At 69.6% G+C, this 15849-nt stretch carries 17 protein-coding genes; 4 read left to right on the forward strand and 13 right to left on the reverse strand.

What is annotated here, in order from left to right; genetic code table 11:
* Positions 1 to 162 precede the first annotated feature (162 nt).
* Genes ACFWY5_RS37580 through ACFWY5_RS37590 form a run of 3 tightly spaced genes read left to right on the forward strand, consistent with a single transcriptional unit; the run spans position 163 to position 2791 of the window.
* Entirely contained in the window at positions 163 to 837 is a 675-nt protein-coding gene (locus tag ACFWY5_RS37580) for a response regulator transcription factor (protein WP_184967676.1), read from the forward strand.
* Positions 837 to 2246: an ATP-binding protein gene (locus tag ACFWY5_RS37585; protein WP_379610718.1), complete on the forward strand. Its 1410-nt coding sequence runs from the start codon at positions 837 to 839 to the stop codon at positions 2244 to 2246. The genes ACFWY5_RS37580 and ACFWY5_RS37585 overlap by 1 nt, the downstream gene beginning before the upstream one ends.
* Entirely contained in the window at positions 2243 to 2791 is a 549-nt protein-coding gene (locus ACFWY5_RS37590; RefSeq protein ID WP_379610719.1) for a hypothetical protein, read from the forward strand. Before ACFWY5_RS37585 ends, ACFWY5_RS37590 begins: the two co-directional genes overlap by 4 nt.
* Here ACFWY5_RS37590 and ACFWY5_RS37595 read toward each other — a convergent pair.
* The 13 genes from ACFWY5_RS37595 to ACFWY5_RS37655 form a co-directional block, all read right to left on the reverse strand.
* A complete protein-coding gene (locus ACFWY5_RS37595) occupies positions 2781 to 4100 on the reverse strand; it encodes a PhoH family protein (protein ID WP_379610720.1) in 1320 nt (439 codons plus the stop codon). The genes ACFWY5_RS37590 and ACFWY5_RS37595 overlap by 11 nt on opposite strands.
* A gap of 195 nt (positions 4101 to 4295) precedes the next feature.
* Complete coding sequence (locus tag ACFWY5_RS37600) at positions 4296 to 5063, reverse strand: isoprenyl transferase (protein ID WP_184967670.1); 768 nt, start codon at positions 5061 to 5063, stop codon at positions 4296 to 4298.
* A 49-nt stretch (positions 5064 to 5112) separates the two neighbouring features.
* A complete protein-coding gene (locus tag ACFWY5_RS37605) occupies positions 5113 to 5613 on the reverse strand; it encodes a hypothetical protein (protein ID WP_379610721.1) in 501 nt (166 codons plus the stop codon).
* A gap of 72 nt (positions 5614 to 5685) precedes the next feature.
* Positions 5686 to 6513: an amidohydrolase family protein gene (locus ACFWY5_RS37610; RefSeq protein WP_379637609.1), complete on the reverse strand. Its 828-nt coding sequence runs from the start codon at positions 6511 to 6513 to the stop codon at positions 5686 to 5688.
* 9 nt (positions 6514 to 6522) lie between these two features.
* On the reverse strand, positions 6523 to 6879 hold the full coding sequence (locus tag ACFWY5_RS37615) for a hypothetical protein (protein WP_379610723.1): 357 nt from the start codon (positions 6877 to 6879) through the stop codon (positions 6523 to 6525).
* A 118-nt stretch (positions 6880 to 6997) separates the two neighbouring features.
* Positions 6998 to 7828 (reverse strand): DUF692 family multinuclear iron-containing protein, encoded by an 831-nt coding sequence (locus tag ACFWY5_RS37620; RefSeq protein ID WP_379637610.1) that lies wholly within the window; start codon positions 7826 to 7828, stop codon positions 6998 to 7000.
* A gap of 12 nt (positions 7829 to 7840) precedes the next feature.
* Positions 7841 to 8803: a TIGR04222 domain-containing membrane protein gene (locus ACFWY5_RS37625; RefSeq protein WP_379610726.1), complete on the reverse strand. Its 963-nt coding sequence runs from the start codon at positions 8801 to 8803 to the stop codon at positions 7841 to 7843.
* Positions 8804 to 8863: 60 nt separating this feature from the next.
* On the reverse strand, positions 8864 to 9829 hold the full coding sequence (locus ACFWY5_RS37630) for a TIGR04222 domain-containing membrane protein (RefSeq protein WP_379637611.1): 966 nt from the start codon (positions 9827 to 9829) through the stop codon (positions 8864 to 8866).
* A gap of 40 nt (positions 9830 to 9869) precedes the next feature.
* Entirely contained in the window at positions 9870 to 11663 is a 1794-nt protein-coding gene (locus tag ACFWY5_RS37635) for a phosphoenolpyruvate carboxykinase (GTP) (RefSeq protein ID WP_379610728.1), read from the reverse strand.
* A 235-nt stretch (positions 11664 to 11898) separates the two neighbouring features.
* Positions 11899 to 12405: a hypothetical protein gene (locus ACFWY5_RS37640; RefSeq protein WP_379610729.1), complete on the reverse strand. Its 507-nt coding sequence runs from the start codon at positions 12403 to 12405 to the stop codon at positions 11899 to 11901.
* A 70-nt stretch (positions 12406 to 12475) separates the two neighbouring features.
* Positions 12476 to 13744, reverse strand: coding sequence for a C40 family peptidase (locus ACFWY5_RS37645; protein WP_379637612.1), 1269 nt, complete (start codon positions 13742 to 13744; stop codon positions 12476 to 12478).
* 27 nt (positions 13745 to 13771) lie between these two features.
* Complete coding sequence (gene greA, locus ACFWY5_RS37650; protein ID WP_184967656.1) at positions 13772 to 14272, reverse strand: transcription elongation factor GreA; 501 nt, start codon at positions 14270 to 14272, stop codon at positions 13772 to 13774.
* A gap of 100 nt (positions 14273 to 14372) precedes the next feature.
* The gene (locus ACFWY5_RS37655; RefSeq protein WP_379610731.1) at positions 14373 to 14792 is read right to left on the reverse strand and encodes a DUF4307 domain-containing protein; all 420 of its coding nucleotides are present in this window, start codon (positions 14790 to 14792) and stop codon (positions 14373 to 14375) included.
* Between the two features lie 134 nt (positions 14793 to 14926).
* Between ACFWY5_RS37655 and mca the strand changes: the two genes are divergently transcribed.
* On the forward strand, positions 14927 to 15811 hold the full coding sequence (mca, locus tag ACFWY5_RS37660) for a mycothiol conjugate amidase Mca (protein ID WP_379610732.1): 885 nt from the start codon (positions 14927 to 14929) through the stop codon (positions 15809 to 15811).
* The last annotated feature ends 38 nt before the right edge of the window (positions 15812 to 15849 follow it).

Raw genomic sequence — 15849 nt, forward strand, 5'->3', positions numbered from 1 at the left:
TTCTTTCACGACTGTGACTTTTGTCACATGCGTAAGGCCCGCCCCTCGCGCCCCGCTCACCGAAGGGAGAGCCTCATTACAGACTTCCGCCTACCCTTCCCGGTGATGTCACATTTTTATGACAGAACACGGATATTCGCGGGGTGGAAGAATAATGTGCGCGTGGCTGGCATCCTCCTCGTCGAAGACGACCCCTCCGTCCGCACCGCCCTGGAGCTGGCGCTGACCCGGCAGGGGCATTCCGTGACGTCCTACGCCACGGGCGAGGAGGCGCTCGACCACATCAGGTCCCGCCGCCCGGAGATCGCCATCCTCGACGTGATGCTGCCGGGAATCGACGGGGTCGAGGTGTGCCGCCGCATCCGCCGCCTCGACCAACTGCCGGTCATCCTGCTCACCGCCCGCGGCGACGACCTCGACGTCGTGGTCGGGCTGGAGGCCGGCGCCGACGACTACGTGGTCAAGCCGGTCGAGCCCCGGGTGCTTGACGCGCGGATCAGGGCCATCCTGCGCCGCGCCGAATCGGCCTCCTCCGACCGCATCTCCTTCGGCGACCTCATGATCGACCGGGGCGCGCTGAAGGTCACGCTGGCCAACAAGGAGATCCACCTGACCCCCACCGAGCTGCGGCTGCTGCTGGAGCTCGTGCGTCATCCCGGCCAGGTGCTCAACCGGCGCTACCTGCTGCGCGTCGTCTGGGACCACACCCACGTGGCCGACTCCCGCCTCGTCGACGCCTGCGTCCAGCGAGTGCGGGCGAAGATCGAACCGCGCCCGGCCGAACCGGTGTTCATCCACACCGTCCGCGGCTTCGGCTACCGGTTCAGCCCTCCGTGATGCGGCCGCCCACCGGACTGCGCGCCCGCCTGGTCATCACGTTCACGCTCGTCGCCGTGGCGGCCTCGGTCATGGTCGCCACCATCGGCTACGAGCTGGCCAAGGCCGCCCTCATCGAGCGGGCCGAGGGCAGCGCCGTCGACCTGGTCACCAGGGAACTGCGCCAGATCACCTTCCCGGTCGGCACCCTGCGCCAGGGCGAGGCGGCGCCCGACTCCAAGGACCTGCGACTGCTCGCCGACGCGCTCAACGGCCCCGGCCGCAGCGTCGCGCTCGAGTACGGCCACCTCAGCTACTCAGAGGGCCCGCTGTCGATGGCCAACGTCCCGCACGAGCTGCACGGCAGGGCCCGCGGCGGCGTGGTCAAGCAGCGCCAGGTGATCCGCAACGACGTGTGGCTGATCGTCGGCGCCGAGGTCTACCGCAGGGACGGCCCCGTGCCCGAGGCCAGCGGGCTGCGCGCCTTCGTCTTCTTCTCCATGCGCGAGGAAGAGGACCAGCTCACCACGCTCAAGGGCTCGCTCGCGCAGGGCGGCGCGGTCATCGTGCTGATCGCGCTCGGCGTCGCGCTGGTCTCGGCCAGAAGCGTGCTGCTGCCCGTACGCCGCCTCAGCGCCGCCGCCCAGGCGCTCGGCGAGGGCCGGCTCGACACCCGGCTGCCCGTGCACGGCCAGGACGAGCTGGCCGCGCTGACCGCCAGGTTCAACGACGCCGCCGCCGCGCTGGAACTCAGCGTCTCCGAACTCCGCGCGCTCGAGGCCCTCTCGCGCCGCTTCGTCGCCGACGTCTCGCACGAGCTGCGCACGCCGCTGACCGCGATGACCGCCGTGGCCGACATGCTCATGGAGGAGGCCGAGCGGCTGCCCGACGCGCCCGCCGAGGCGGTCAGGCTCGTGCTGTCGGAGATCGAACGGCTGCGCCACCTCGTCGAGCACCTCATCGAGGTCAGCCGCTTCGACGCCGGTACGGCCACGCTCAACGTGGAATCCGTCAACGTCCACGACGCCATCCATGACAGCCTGGAGACACGCGGCTGGACGGAGACCGTGGAGGTGAACGTGGCCAAGGGACTGGCGGCCACCGTGGACCCGCGCCGCTTCGACGTGATCGTCGCCAACCTGGTGGGCAACGCGCTCAAACACGGCGGCCCGCCGGTCCAGGTATCGGCCAGAGGCACGGAGAACGGGCTGGAGATGAAGGTACGCGACCACGGCGCCGGGATTCCGGAGGAGGCGCTGCCGTACGTCTTCGACCGGTTCTTCAAGGCGGGAGCGGGACGCTCGCGCAGCCACGGCAGCGGGCTCGGCCTGGCCATCACCAGGGCGAACGTGCACCTGCACAACGGCACCATCTCGGTGCGCAGGCAGGGGCCCGGCACCCTGTTCACGGTCTGGCTGCCGGGCCTGTGAACGGCCGGCGAACACTGACGGCCGGCCTCCTCCTCGCGGTGGCGGGCTGCGGGATCACGCCCACGAACGTGGTGGACGTGTCGGGACCCCCGACGGTCAGGATTCCGCCGCCGTCCAAGACCATCTACCTGCTCAAGCCGGTCGAGCAGCGGCAGGACAGCAGGCGCGCGCGCTTCGAGCTGACCAAGGAGCCGGCCGACGTGGAGAACGACACCGTGGACAGCCTGCTCACGGCGTTGTTCCAGGCCAACGGCCGGCAGCTGGGCGGCCTGCACACCGCCCTGCGCGGCTTCACCTACGAAGGCATGCAGGACTCGCTCGACCCGGTGACCCGTGACGAGACCCGGCTGCCCCGGACGTCCACGCTGACCGTGTACATCAAGGGCACCGGGCCGCTGTCCCTGCTGGGCAAGAAGCAGATCGTCTGCACCGCCCAGCAGGAAACGCAGTTCGAGCAGGTGAAGATCATCCGCCAGTTCCCCAGCAGGGCGCCCCAGGACGAGGGGCAGCACATCTGCGGAAAACTGAAGGACGCTAAAGAGTGATGTCCTCCAGCATCTCCGTCACCAGCGCCGCGATCGGCGAACGCTCGGACCTGGTCAGCGTCACGTGGGCGAACAGCGGATGCCCCTTGAGCTTCTCCACGACTGCCACGACGCCGTCATGGCGGCCCACCCGCAGATTGTCGCGCTGGGCGATGTCGTGGGTGAGCACCACGCGGGAGTTGGCGCCGATGCGGCTCAGCACCGTCAGCAGCACCCCGCGCTCCAGCGACTGCGCCTCGTCCACGATCACGAACGCGTCGTGCAGCGACCGGCCGCGGATGTGGGTGAGCGGCAGCACCTCCAGCATGCCGCGGTCGATGACCTCCTCGATCACCTCCGGGGTGGTCACCGCGCCCAGGGTGTCGTAGACGGCCTGGGCCCAGGGGCCCATCTTCTCGCCCTCGGTGCCGGGAAGGTAGCCGAGCTCCTGGCCGCCGACCGCGTACAGCGGGCGGAAGACCACGACCTTGCGGTGCTGGCGGCGCTCCAGAACGGCCTCCAGGCCCGCGCAGAGCGCCAGGGCGGACTTCCCCGTGCCGGCCCTGCCGCCCAGCGACACGATGCCGATCTCGGGGTCCATCAGGAGCTCCAGCGCGATGCGCTGCTCGGCCGAGCGGCCGTGCAGCCCGAACACCTCGCGGTCGCCCCGCACCAGCTTGACCGACTTGTCGGGCAGCACCCGGCCCAGCGCCGAACCCTTGCTCGACAGCAGCCGCAGCCCGGTGTGCGCGGGCAGGTCCCTGGCCTCCTCCAGTTCCGCGGCGCCGTGCTCGAAGAGCGTCTCGACGTCCTCGGTGGTCACCTGGATCTCGGCCATCCCCGTCCAGCCCGACTCCACGACCAGTTCGGCGCGGTACTCCTCCGCCGACAGGCCGATCGAGGCCGCCTTGACCCGCAGAGGCAGATCCTTGGAGACCAGCACGACGTCGCGTCCCTCGGCGGCCAGCGAACGGGCCACGGTGAGGATGCGGGTGTCGTTGTCGCCGAGGCGGAAGCCTACGGGCAGGATGGACGGGTCGCTGTGGTTGAGTTCAACCCTGATCGTGCCTTCCCCGGTGGGCATGGGCTCGTCGAGCCTGCCGTATTGCACGCGCAGGTCGTCGAGGTAACGCAATGCCTTGCGCGCGAAGTAGCCGAGTTCTGGATGGTTCCGCTTCCCTTCCAGCTCCGTGATCACGACGATCGGGAGGACGACCTCATGCTCGGCGAATCTGGTCATCGCCGCCGGGTCGGCTAGAAGGACCGACGTGTCCAGCACGTAGGTGCGCTTGCCGGAGTTGGTCGAAGGGTTGCTCGAGGACACTGCCACACGTTCTCCCCCGGGCGCCCATGGGGACAGGCGCCCTGCAGACGAGGTGGGAATCGGACCGGACCCGCGCCCGCCGACGGGCGCCGGGATCCGGCCCCCCTCAGCAGATTGCGCAGCAAAGGCGGGCCCCCTCCGAAGTGACCGGCCTTCGGCCGGTCACTTTCAACGTTACGTACCAGATACCCCCATGCGGGATCAGGAACCGTAACGACGGTGTCTCGCGGCGTAGTCGCGCAGCGCCCGCAGGAAGTCGACCCTGCGGAAGTCGGGCCAGTAGGCCTCGCAGAAATAGAACTCGGAATGAGCGCTCTGCCAGAGCATGAACCCGGAAAGCCGCTGCTCTCCCGAGGTCCGGATGAGAAGGTCCGGGTCGGGCTGGCCGCGAGTGTAGAGATGCTCGGCGATGTGCTCGACATCGAGAACCTCGACGAGGTCCTCGATGCTGGCTCCCTTGCTTGCTTGCTCCTGGAGGAGTGAGCGCACCGCATCGGCAATCTCACGTCTTCCTCCATACCCAACCGCAACGTTCACAATCAACCCTGGACGGTGTGATGTGACTTCCTTTGCGTTTTTTAGGACATTTGCCGTCCTATCCGGCAACAGATCGAGCGCGCCGACCGGGCTGATCCGCCAGCCCTCCTCGACCAGCTCCTGCACCACGTCCTCGATGATGCGAAGGAGCAGCTCCAGCTCGTCCTTGGGGCGGTTGAGGTTGTCGCTGGACAGCATCCAGACGGTCACGACCTCCACGCCCGCCTCACGGCACCAGGTGAGCAGCTCGGAGATCTTGTCGGCGCCCTTACGGTGCCCTCTGCTGACGTCCTCCAGACCCATCGAGCGGGCCCATCGGCGGTTGCCGTCGATGATGACGCCTACGTGCCGGGGGCCATTGCCCTTCGACAGCTTGAGCTTGGCCTCCAGCCGGTGTTCGTACACCCGGTAGACCAGGTCGCGCAGGCCCACGGAGCCCTCCCAGCGATGCTGTGCCTGTAAGAGGCAATTATCACCGCGTTTAGGCGTTGCCCGCCCCCTCAACGGGATTCCTCGCGAGATCCCGTCCCCCGAGGCACCCCTCCGCCTCTGTGACCAGCACCCCCACGAACACCGCCAGTTCCGCCGAAGTCAGCACGGCCCGCATGCCGACGCCCCCGGGACCCCACGCCTCGACGTAGGCCCTGCGAGTCAGCCGCCACTCGCCCCGACGGCCTTGACCTGGCATCCAGACCGGAATCGTGCGCAGCTGGCAGCGCAGCTCACCGCCGCCCATGGCGCCCGACCGCGTCCGGTAACGGAAGGAGAACAGCTCACCGTCCGGCTCGTCCTCGGGGAACCTGTCGTCGGGATCCGGCCACAGCCCGGCGTCGCCGCGCCCCTCGCGCGCGTCCGCGACCCCGCGCGCCAGGCGCGCGAGCAGCCAGCCGCACCGCTCCCCCACCATCCCGTACGGCGTGCCGTCCCGCCAAAGCTCGAGGGTGACCTCGTACGGCCTGCCGACACTGTCACGACAGGCCACGGGCGTCACGGTCAGGTAAGACCCATCAACACAACGTAGTCCCCCCACGCCTAGAGAGTTTCCCCCCGAAACTCAGCTAAACCCGTAAAAACGCCCAGCAGTGCCGCCGAACACCTGATCTCTCCCCTCCTCCCCGACCAGGGCCAGCGCCGTCTCGTAGACGGTCCGGTAGTCGGCGGCCAGCAGCGCCACCGGCCAGTCGCTGCCGAACATCAGCCGCTCGGGCCCGAACGTCTCGACCGCGTGCGCCACGTAGGGCCGCAGGTCCTCGACCGTCCAGCCGGCGTGGTCGGCCTCGGTGACCAGCCCGGAGACCTTCGCGTACACGTTGGGAAAGGCCGCCGCCGCGGCCATCTGCTCCGCCCACGGCTGCCAGACGCCGTCCTTGATCCGCGGCTTCGACAGGTGGTCGATGACGATCCTGAGCGACGGGTGCCGGGAGGCCAGCGTGACCACGTGCTCCAGGTGGCGCGGCAGCAGCGAGACCACGTCGAAGGCGAGCCCGCTGTCGGCCAGCACGCCCAAGGACTCCAGCACACCCTCCCCGACCAGCCAGTCCGGGTCGGGCTCCTCGTGGATCAGGTGGCGTACACCGACAAACTTCCGATGACTGCCGTAGCGTTCGATGGCCCTCGCGGCCTCGTCGGGATCGGTCAGCGGGATCCAGCCGACGACGCCGGCGATGAAGTCGTGGGCGTCGGCCAGGGCCAGCATCGCTTCGGTCTCCGCATGGGAGTCGGCCGCCTGGACCAGCACGGTGGCCTGCACTCCCGTGGCCGCCAGCTCGGGGGCGAGGTGCTCGGGCGCGTAGGTGCGGTACAGGACTCCCGCGTCCGGGGTGAGCCAGGGGTAGTCGCCGGTCTCGAGGTTCCAGAAGTGCTGGTGCGCGTCGACTATCACCTCGCAAACCTAGGATGTCTTGCGACGCCACGGCAAGAGGTCACGCCAGCCCCCGGACCGCCTGGGCAGCCTGCCCTTGTCCTCCAGCCAGGCGGCGAACGCGTCGGCGTCCTCCCGGTAGCCCTTCGGCGGGGCGGTGCGGGCGGCGGCGTAGGCGGCGAACTCGGCCCTCAGGTCCGCTCCGGCGGCCAGGGCGGCATCGGGACGCAGTCTGGCCACCACACTGCGCCGCTTGGACACCAGGCTCGCGGCCTGCGCCCTGAACCGGTCGGCGTCGAACCCCTCGGGCACCCGCGCACCGGTCACCAGCGCCGCCACGACCCGCTCCTGAGCCTCTTCCAGCCGCCGCCGGTCCTCCGCACTCACCCGCCCGCCCATACCCCCCTCAGCCCCCACCCCAACCGCCCTCGCGGTCTCTGGTGCGGGTGGTTCTGCGGGGTCCGGGCCATGGGGTGTGGGGGCGGCGGGCGTACCGGGGAAAGGGTCAGGGGGCATGGTGGGCGGTCCCCAGCGACATCGCGGTCCTAACGCGGTCGAGTTCGCCGGCGAGGGCGGCGTCGCTGGGGTAGTCGTCGTCCCACTCCAGCAGCACGCCCGGCGGCGTGACGCGCGCGCACAGCTCGGTCAGGATGTCGAGGACCTCCTGCGGCACGCTCGCGGTGTGCGTGTCGTGCCAGATGCCCCCGTGCTCGTGCCCCCCGGCCACGTGCACGTAGGCGATCTGCGACAACGGCAGCGCGTCGAGGGCGGCCACCGCGGACAGGCCGAGGTTGACCTGGTTGGTGTAGAGGTTGGCCACGTCGATCAGCAGGTACACCCCGGTCCGCTCGACCAGCTCGGCCAGGAACTCGCCGTCGGTCAGCTCGTCCTCCGGCCAGCCGAAGATGGCCGCCACGTTCTCCAGCGCCAGCGGCACCGGCAGCGCGTCCTGCGCGCGGCGGACGTTGTCGGCGATGACGTCGAGCGCCTCCCGGGTACGCGGCACCGGCAGCAGGTGCCCGGCCTCCACCCCGCCCGCCCGCACGAACGCCAGATGCTCGCTGACCAGCGGCGAATCCAGCGCCTGCGCGCACGCGGCCAGGTGCGCCAGCCGTTCGGGAGCGGGCGGCTGGGCGCCGCCCACGCCCAGGCCGACGCCGTGCGGCACCACCGGCAGGCCGCGCCCGCGCAGCACCCGCAGCGACTCGGGCAGTCCGGCGGCGGGCCTGATGTTCTCCGCGATGACCTCGACGAAGCTCACGCCGGCCATCCGCTCGACGGTCAGGTCGATCTCGGATCGCCAGCCGATCCCCACGCCCAGCTCGAAGTCCGCCACCGACGTCCCCTCTCAGCCGCCCCCGCCGCAGCCACCACCGCAGCCGCCGCCCCCGCCACAGCTCGACCCGCCGCCGTCCGATCCACCGCCCGACGAGCCGCCGAAGTCGCTTCCGCCACCGTAGTCACTGCTCCCGCTGCCGCCGCCGCAGCTACCCGCCGCGCAGGACCCGCCGGCGCCGCTGCCGGCCGAGTTGCGCTGCGCCTCCAGCTCGGCCTCCAGTTGCGGGTCGCCCAGCTCGCCCAGGCCGTAGAGGGCGACGGGCATGGCGACCGCGCCGACCGCGGCGCCGGTGACGAGGTAGGCGCCCGGCATGTGCCGGCGCTCGGCGTACTCGACCTGCTCGCGCCCCGCGGTCGTGATGTCGTTGCCGAGCATCCTGTGGTGGCGCCTGCGCACGACGATGCCGCCGATCCACGTACCGGCCGTGACTGCGAGCGCGACCACCCCGAGCAGCCCGCCCCCGCCGAAGACCAGGTAGATCGCCAGCCCGATCGAGGCCAGCAGCGCCCCGATCTCCAGCGCGCTCAGCTTCTTCAGGTACGCGCGCACCGACGCCAGATCGCCGTCCGGCACCACCAGCCCGAGCGCCGACAGGTGGTGCTTGAGCGAGTCCATGGCCGCCCCGTTGCCCACCTCGTGCCTGACGGCCGCGGCCGAGACCCCGCCGGGCCGCGCAGCGACGGCGGCCAGCACCGCTTCCTCGATCGGGTCGCGGGCCACCGTGGAGACCGCGTGCAGCGAGCCGCCGCGCGAGACGCGCAGGTCACCGGACTTGGCCAGCAGGCCGATGGCGGCGTTGACCACCCGCCGCGGCCCGCCGGCGAGGTAGGCGAGCTCGTAGTGTCCCAGGGCGCGGAGATTGCCGTTCACGGAAGTGGAGCGGATGCGGAGATGTTCGCGCCTGAGCGCGGAAACGGTGGCGCCCGCCGCCACCGCGAGGAAGACGGAAACGATCAGCAAGATCAGGTCCATGCGCGGCCTCCTCTGGCTCGTACCCGATAGACGCACGCGGCCCGGCGAAAGTTTCCCGGATCAGGAACTGGATCCGCAGCTCGATCCGCCGCCGCCTCCGCCGCAACTGGAGCCACTCGACCCACCGCCGCCGTCCGAGCTCGAACCGCCGAAGTCGCCCCCGCCGGACCCGCCGTCGCCGAAGGTCGAGGAGCCGGAGTCGCTGTGGGAGCCGCAGGATCCGCCGCAGTCGGAGTGCGGGTCACCGGCCGACAATCCGTCGCACAGGTCGCGGTCGTCCAGTTCGGTCAGCCCGTACAGGGCCACCGGCACCGCGACGGCCAGGGCTAGCGTGGAGGTGTCGCCGTGGCCCCTCGGGTGGTACTGCCGCGCCGACTCCAGCACCCGCCTGCCCTCGCCGGTGACCAGGTTGCGCAGCCGGCGCTTCTCCTTGTAGTGGCCGGAGAACCCGAGCACCACGGCGAACCCGCCGAAGAACAGCGCGCCCGCGAACGCGAAGTCCTTGCCCGCCACCCCGGCGAGCGCCAGCACCACCAGGGCGATCTCGAAGCCCACCGCGCCCCAGCAGGCCAGCCGCAGCGTTTCCAGGCGCCGCCGGGCCACGCCCTGCGCGCCCTCCCGCAGCAGGAGTCCGCGATCGCGCAGCCGTGCCTCCAGGGCCAGGAGCGCCGGGCTCGTCTCCAGCAGTTTGCGCACCTCCGCGGCCCGGTGGCCCGGCCGCATGGCCACGGCGTCGAGTACCGCCTGCTCCAGCGGGTCGGAGGAGGTCGTGGCGCCGTGGACCGGGCTGACCTGGGCGCCGCGCGAGACGCGTACGGCGCCGGCCGTCGCGAGGACGGCCAGCGCCGTGTTGATCGCCCGGCGCGGCCCGCCCGCCAGGTAGGCGAGCTCGTAGTGCGTCAGCCGATGGCTCGCCTGCGAGAGCGTCGCGCCGGCGACCTTGAGCCGCTGCTTGGCGACGCTGCCCGACAGGTTGCTGATCAGGGTGATCACGACAAAGGCGACTAAGAGCAGGAAGATGTCCATTCCTCGTCAAGGTAGAGGGGCGCCGCCGTACCCCACAACCTCAGGAGAGGCGGTCGAGCAGGGCGTTGTACTCCTCCCACAGCTCCTTGGGCAGGTGCGTGCCGAACTTCTCGAAGTGCGGCGGGATCTGCGCCGCCTCCTCGCGCCAGACGTCCTTGTCGACACTGAGCAGGGTCTGGAGGTCCTCCTCCGCGATCTCCAGGCCCTCGGTGTCGAGCTCCTTGGGCAGCAGGCCGATCGCCGACGGTACGGCCTGGGCCTCGCCGTTGAGCCGGTCCACGATCCACTTCAGCACGCGGCTGTTCTCGCCGAAGCCCGGCCAGATGAACTTCCCGCCGGCGTTCTTGCGGAACCAGTTGACGTAGTAGATGCGCGGCAGCCGTGCGCCTTCCCTGCCGCCGATCTTCAGCCAGTGGCCGAAGTAGTCGCCCATGTTGTAGCCGCAGAACGGGAGCATCGCGAACGGGTCGTGACGCAGCTCGCCGACCTTGCCCTCGGCGGCGGCGGTCTTCTCGGAGGCGACGTTGGCTCCGAGAAAGACGCCGTGCTGCCAGCTCAGCGACTCGGTGACCAGCGGCACCGCGGTGGCGCGGCGGCCGCCGAACAGGATCGCCGAGATGGGCACGCCCTTGGGGTCCTGCCACTCGGGGGCGATGGTGGGCGCCTGGGAGGCAGGGGTGGTGAAGCGGGCGTTGGGGTGGGCCGCCGGCTCGTCGCTGTCCGGGGTCCAGTCGCGGCCCTTCCAGTCGGTCAGGTGCGCGGGCGGGATGTCGGTCATGCCCTCCCACCACACGTCGCCGTCGTCGGTGAGCGCGACGTTGGTGAAGATGCTGTTGCCCCAGAGGGTCCTGATGGCGTTGGCGTTGGTGACCTCGCCGGTGCCGGGGGCCACGCCGAAGAAGCCGGCCTCGGGGTTGATCGCGTACAGCTGCCCGTCGGCGCCGAAGCGCATCCAGGCGATGTCGTCGCCGACCGTCTCGACCTTCCAGCCGGGGATCGTCGGCTGGAGCATGGCGAGGTTGGTCTTGCCGCAGGCGCTCGGGAAGGCGGCGGCGATGTAGCGGGTCTCGCCGCTGGGCGGGGTGAGCTTGAGAATGAGCATGTGCTCGGCCAGCCAGCCCTCGTCGCGGGCCATGGCGCTGGCGATGCGCAGGGCGTAGCACTTCTTGCCCAGCAGGGCGTTGCCGCCGTAGCCGGAGCCGTAGGACCAGATCTCGCGGGTCTCGGGGAAGTGGCTGATGTACTTGGTGCTGCTGCAGGGCCAGGCGACGTCGTCCTGACCGGGCTCCAGCGGCGCGCCGACGCTGTGGACGGCCTTGACGAACTCGGCGCGCTCCTCGATCAGGCGCAGGGCGCGCTCGCCCATCCGCGTCATGATCCGCATGGAGACCGCGACGTAGGGCGAGTCGGTGATCTCGACGCCGAGCTGGGAGATCTCGCCGCCGAGCGGGCCCATGCAGAACGGCACGACGTACATGGTCCTGCCGCGCATGCAGCCCTTGAACAGCTCGCCGAAGGTGGCGCGCATCTCGTCCGGCGCGATCCAGTTGTTGGTGGGACCGGCGTCCTGCTCGCGCTCGGAGCAGATGTAGGTGCGGTCCTCGACGCGCGCGACGTCGCTGGGGTCGGACTTGGCGTAGAAGCTGTTGGGGCGCTTGGCCAGACGCGTGAACGTCCCCTGTTCGACGAGGAGGTTGGTCAGGCGCGTCCACTCCTCCTCGGAACCGTCGCACCACTCGATCCGATCGGGCTGGGTCAGGGCGGCGATCTCGTTCACCCAGGCGACCAATTCGGCATTGCTCGTCGGGGCGGGTACTTCTACAGAAACGGACACGGCAGCGACTCCTCCACTTCTCAGGGCCAAAACATCATTAACGACGACGACCGGTTTTCGCCAATTGGCATAGACCTGTTGTCGCAGGCAGAGGCCCTGGTGATTGGGGAAGCCTACCCACATGAACGGGTTCTAAAGAAAACCCTCGAATCAGTGGTTTAGGCCAATGTGAATGGTCTAAACCAATAGCGGAAGAGGTTTAGTCCTTTCGCCGAAGCGTTTCCGCTGCGCAGTCCTAGGAATTGACGTCCGGGCCGGAGGAGCGGACGCGGTCGACGTGCTGCAGCGCGTCGCGCAGATCGGCGAGCCACGTGTCGGTGTGCTTGCCGACCAGGCGTACGCACCACGCCAGCGCGTCGCTGCGACTGCGGGCCACGCCCGCGGCCACAAGCGTGTCGAGAACCTGCCGCTCGGACTGCCGGAGCCGGGTCATCACCGGCACCGACAACGTGGTGAACATCACGGTCTCGCCGCCGCAGACCACGCCCCAGGACACCTTCTGCCGGAACTTGCGCTCCGCCTCCCTGGCGATCTCGATCCGCCGCTCGCGCGTCTCCTCGCGGAAGCGCCTGATCAGGCCGTCGATCAGCGCCGCCCGCTCGGCCTCGCCGCCCTCGGCGGGCGGGTCGGGCAGCGTGCCGAGCACGGCGATCTCCTCGCGGTCCAGCACGATCTCCGGCGGGGCCGAGAACCAGCTCTCTGGCATGCGGCCGGTGAACCAGCCGCGAATCTCGCTTTCCATGTAATCAACATTACACACTTGCAGGCCATAGCCAAGAGCCCGCTCGGGCCGAAACAAAGGAGAGAACGCCCTAGCGGACGCGGGCCGCGACCGAGGGCGCGATGCGGACCACGCCCGCGAAGTTACGCATGCCCACCGGCGAGATCTTGACCACGTCACCGGTGCGCGGCGCCTGGAGCATCTTGCCGTCGCCCAGGTAGATGGCCACGTGGGAGATGTACCCCGGGTTGGTCGGGTCGTGCCGCCAGAAGATGAGGTCGCCGGGCTGCGCCTGGGCGTACGGGATCTGGGGGCCCGCCACCCACTGCTGGTGCGTCACACGCGGGACCCTGATGCCCGCCTGGGCGTAGGCCCACTGGACCAGCCCCGAGCAGTCGAAGGTCTCCGGCCCCTCGGCGCCCCACACATAGGGACGGCCCAGCTTCGACAGGGCGGCCTTCAGCGCGACGGTGATCTGCTCGCCCGACATGAAGGAGTTGCCCTGGTAGACCAGGTTCTGGACCGGTGGCGGGCCGACCGGGTTGATCTCGGCGATCTGGGTGCCCTTGGGCAGGATGCCCATCAGCTTCTTGCGCAGGCTCGCCGAGTTGGCCTTGGGCGCGCTGACGATGAGCGCGTTGTCGTGCGGCAGGCCCAGGGTCCTCGCGGTCTGCTTGGAGACCACCGCGTCCACCGCGCCGAAGCCGGTCGTCGCGTACGCGCCCACCCGCAGCGGGCCGCCGGGACCGCTCACCTGACGATGCAGGGTGAGCCCGCCGTCGTTGCCGAGCACGAAGGAGACGGCCACGTCACCCCGCGCCACGTTGGTCCACAGGCCGTCGGAGGCGGCGGTGACCTTGGGCGTGTACGCGCGGAACGTCGAGGGGTCCACGCCGAGCGTCTGGACCCGCTTGCCGTCGATCATGACCGAGGCGGCGTCGGCCAGTTCGAGCGCCCTGATGCCGCGTACCTTCGCCACCTTGCCCAAAAGCGGGGTCGTGAAGGGCTTCTTGGTGACCACGAACAGGTTCGGCTTGTGCAGGCGGCCCAGCGGGCGCACACCCGGGTCCTGGGGGCTGGTCTGCGCCACCAGGTTCTCCTTGGGCGGCGCGGCCGGCTTGCGGCGTACCGACTGGGCGGTCTTGACCTCGGGCTCAGGCGAGCTCTGGAACTCGCCCAGCAGCAGCACGTCGGCGGTGAGCACCGCGACCAGCGTCACCACGATGAAGGGGATCAGCCGGCCTAAGTCGCGGCGCCTTCGCGAGGTCACCAGAAACGCCAGGTCCTGCCGGATGCCCGAGGCATGCGGAGGATCCGCCGGGCCCACGGCCCGGCGGAGGTTGTCGTTCTGTGTCGTCAAATCTGGGTCGTTAAATCTGGGTCGTCGTCAATTGCCGATGTACGGCACGGCCTCGAGGATCTCGACCGTGTTCTGCCGGCCGTTGGGCAGCGAGTACGTGGCCCGCTCACCGATCTTCTTGCCGTTGATCGCGGCACCCAGCGGGGACTTGGGCGAGTAGACGTCGATCGGGGCGCCGGTCTCCTCACGGGAGGCCAGGAGGAAGGTCACCTCGTCATCGTCGCGTTCGAAGCGGATCGTCACCGTCATGCCGGGGCCCACCACGCCCTCGGTCTTGGGCGCCTCGCCCACCCTGACGTTGTCGAGCAGCTGCCGCAGATGGAAGATCCGGGCCTCTATCTTGCCCTGCTCGTCCTTGGCGGCGTGGTAGCCGCCGTTCTCCCGCAGGTCGCCCTCTTCGCGAGCGGCCTCGATCTTCTTGGCGATGTCGACGCGACCCGGGCCCGAAAGGTAGTCGTACTCCTCCTTCAGGCGGTCGTACGCCTCCTGCGTCAGCCAGGTGACGTTCTCATCGCGAGAGTCGGCCACGGGATCTCCTTGCTTACTTAGGGGGCCCTGAGTTCACTTGGGGTTACGAATTGCGAAAGGCTAACAAGTTAGCTGCTCGAACGCTTCCCCAAATGTCTCACTATACGAGATTGCAGTACTGGATGTGGACGGAAGTGGCCTGGGCAGTGGTGTCCAGACGCTCCTTGAGCTGCTTACTACCCTCACCTGGGGGGATTCTTACTTCCTTGCTGCCTACTTCTCCGTGGTTGACGTCGGTCGCCCGCAGGCGGCACACGGCCATCCGGTCGGCCGGCTTGCTCACCGTGAAGGTGATCTCCGCCTCGTCCGGGCGTTCTATGGAGAAGGTGATGACCTGAGGCTTGGCGCCGGTGGCGCTGCCCGTCATCGACCACATCACATAGCCCCAGCCACCAGCGACGATGGCGACCAGCACCCCGATCACCACGTGCACAACCATGCGGCCCCCGCGCCTCTGTCGATCGGGGAAGTCGTCGGGTGTGCCGAGAACGGGCCCGTTCTCGACATCTCTGGTGGCCATGGCGGAATCTCCCTGCACTCCCTAAGCGTTATCCGAGACAATTGTCGCCCGCGTGGGCCCCGCCCTCGCGACCGCCCAGCAGAAACTAACCTCTCTGGGCAACTGATCGGTCCAACTGAGGAGACATCGAGCCCGTGAGTGCACCGCTGAGGCTGATGGCCGTCCACGCCCATCCGGATGACGAGTCGAGCAAGGGCGCCGCCACGATGGCGCGCTACGTGCGCGAAGGCGTCGAGGTCCTGGTCTGTACCCTCACGGGCGGCGAGCGCGGTTCCGTGCTCAACCCGAAGATGGACCGTCCCGAGGTGGTCGCCAACATCGCCGAGATCCGCAGGGCGGAGATGGATCGCGCGCGCGAGATCCTCGGCGTCCAGCAGCGTTTTCTCGGCTTCATCGACTCGGGGCTGCCGGAGAGCGAGGAGGAGGAGCTGCCCGACGGCTGCTTCGCCCTCCAGCCGCTGGAGAAGGCCGCCGAGCCGCTTGTCGCCGCGGTCCGCGAGTTCCGCCCGCACGTGATCATCACTTATGACGACGACGGCGGCTACCCGCACCCCGACCACATCATGACCAACCGGGTCTCCGTCGAGGCCTTCGAGGCGGCCGGCGACCCCGACCGTTACCCGGGCACCGGCGACCCGTGGCAGCCGCTGAAGCTCTACTACCAGATGGGCTTCACCAAGGAGCGCTTCGAGGCGCTGCACGACGCGATGACCGAGCGCGGCATCGGCTCGCCGTACGCCGACTGGATCTCCCGCTGGGAGGACCGGCCCGCCAAGTGGCCGGTGACCACCCGGGTGCCGTGCGCCGAGTACTTCGACATCCGCGACCAGGCGCTCATCGCCCACGCCACGCAGATCGACCCCGACGGCTGGTTCTTCAGCTGCCCGCGCGAGCTGCAGCAGGAGGTCTGGCCGACCGAGGACTACCACCTGGCGCGCTCGCTGGTCGACACCGATCTGCCGGAGGACGATCTCTTCGCCGGCATCCACGCCGACGACCCCAGCCCCGCCTGCCACTGAACGGGACCGGGTGCCGGTCCGACCACCGCACCCGGATG

Source organism: Nonomuraea sp. NPDC059007, from assembly GCF_042740555.1.
Lineage (GTDB): Bacteria > Actinomycetota > Actinomycetes > Streptosporangiales > Streptosporangiaceae > Nonomuraea.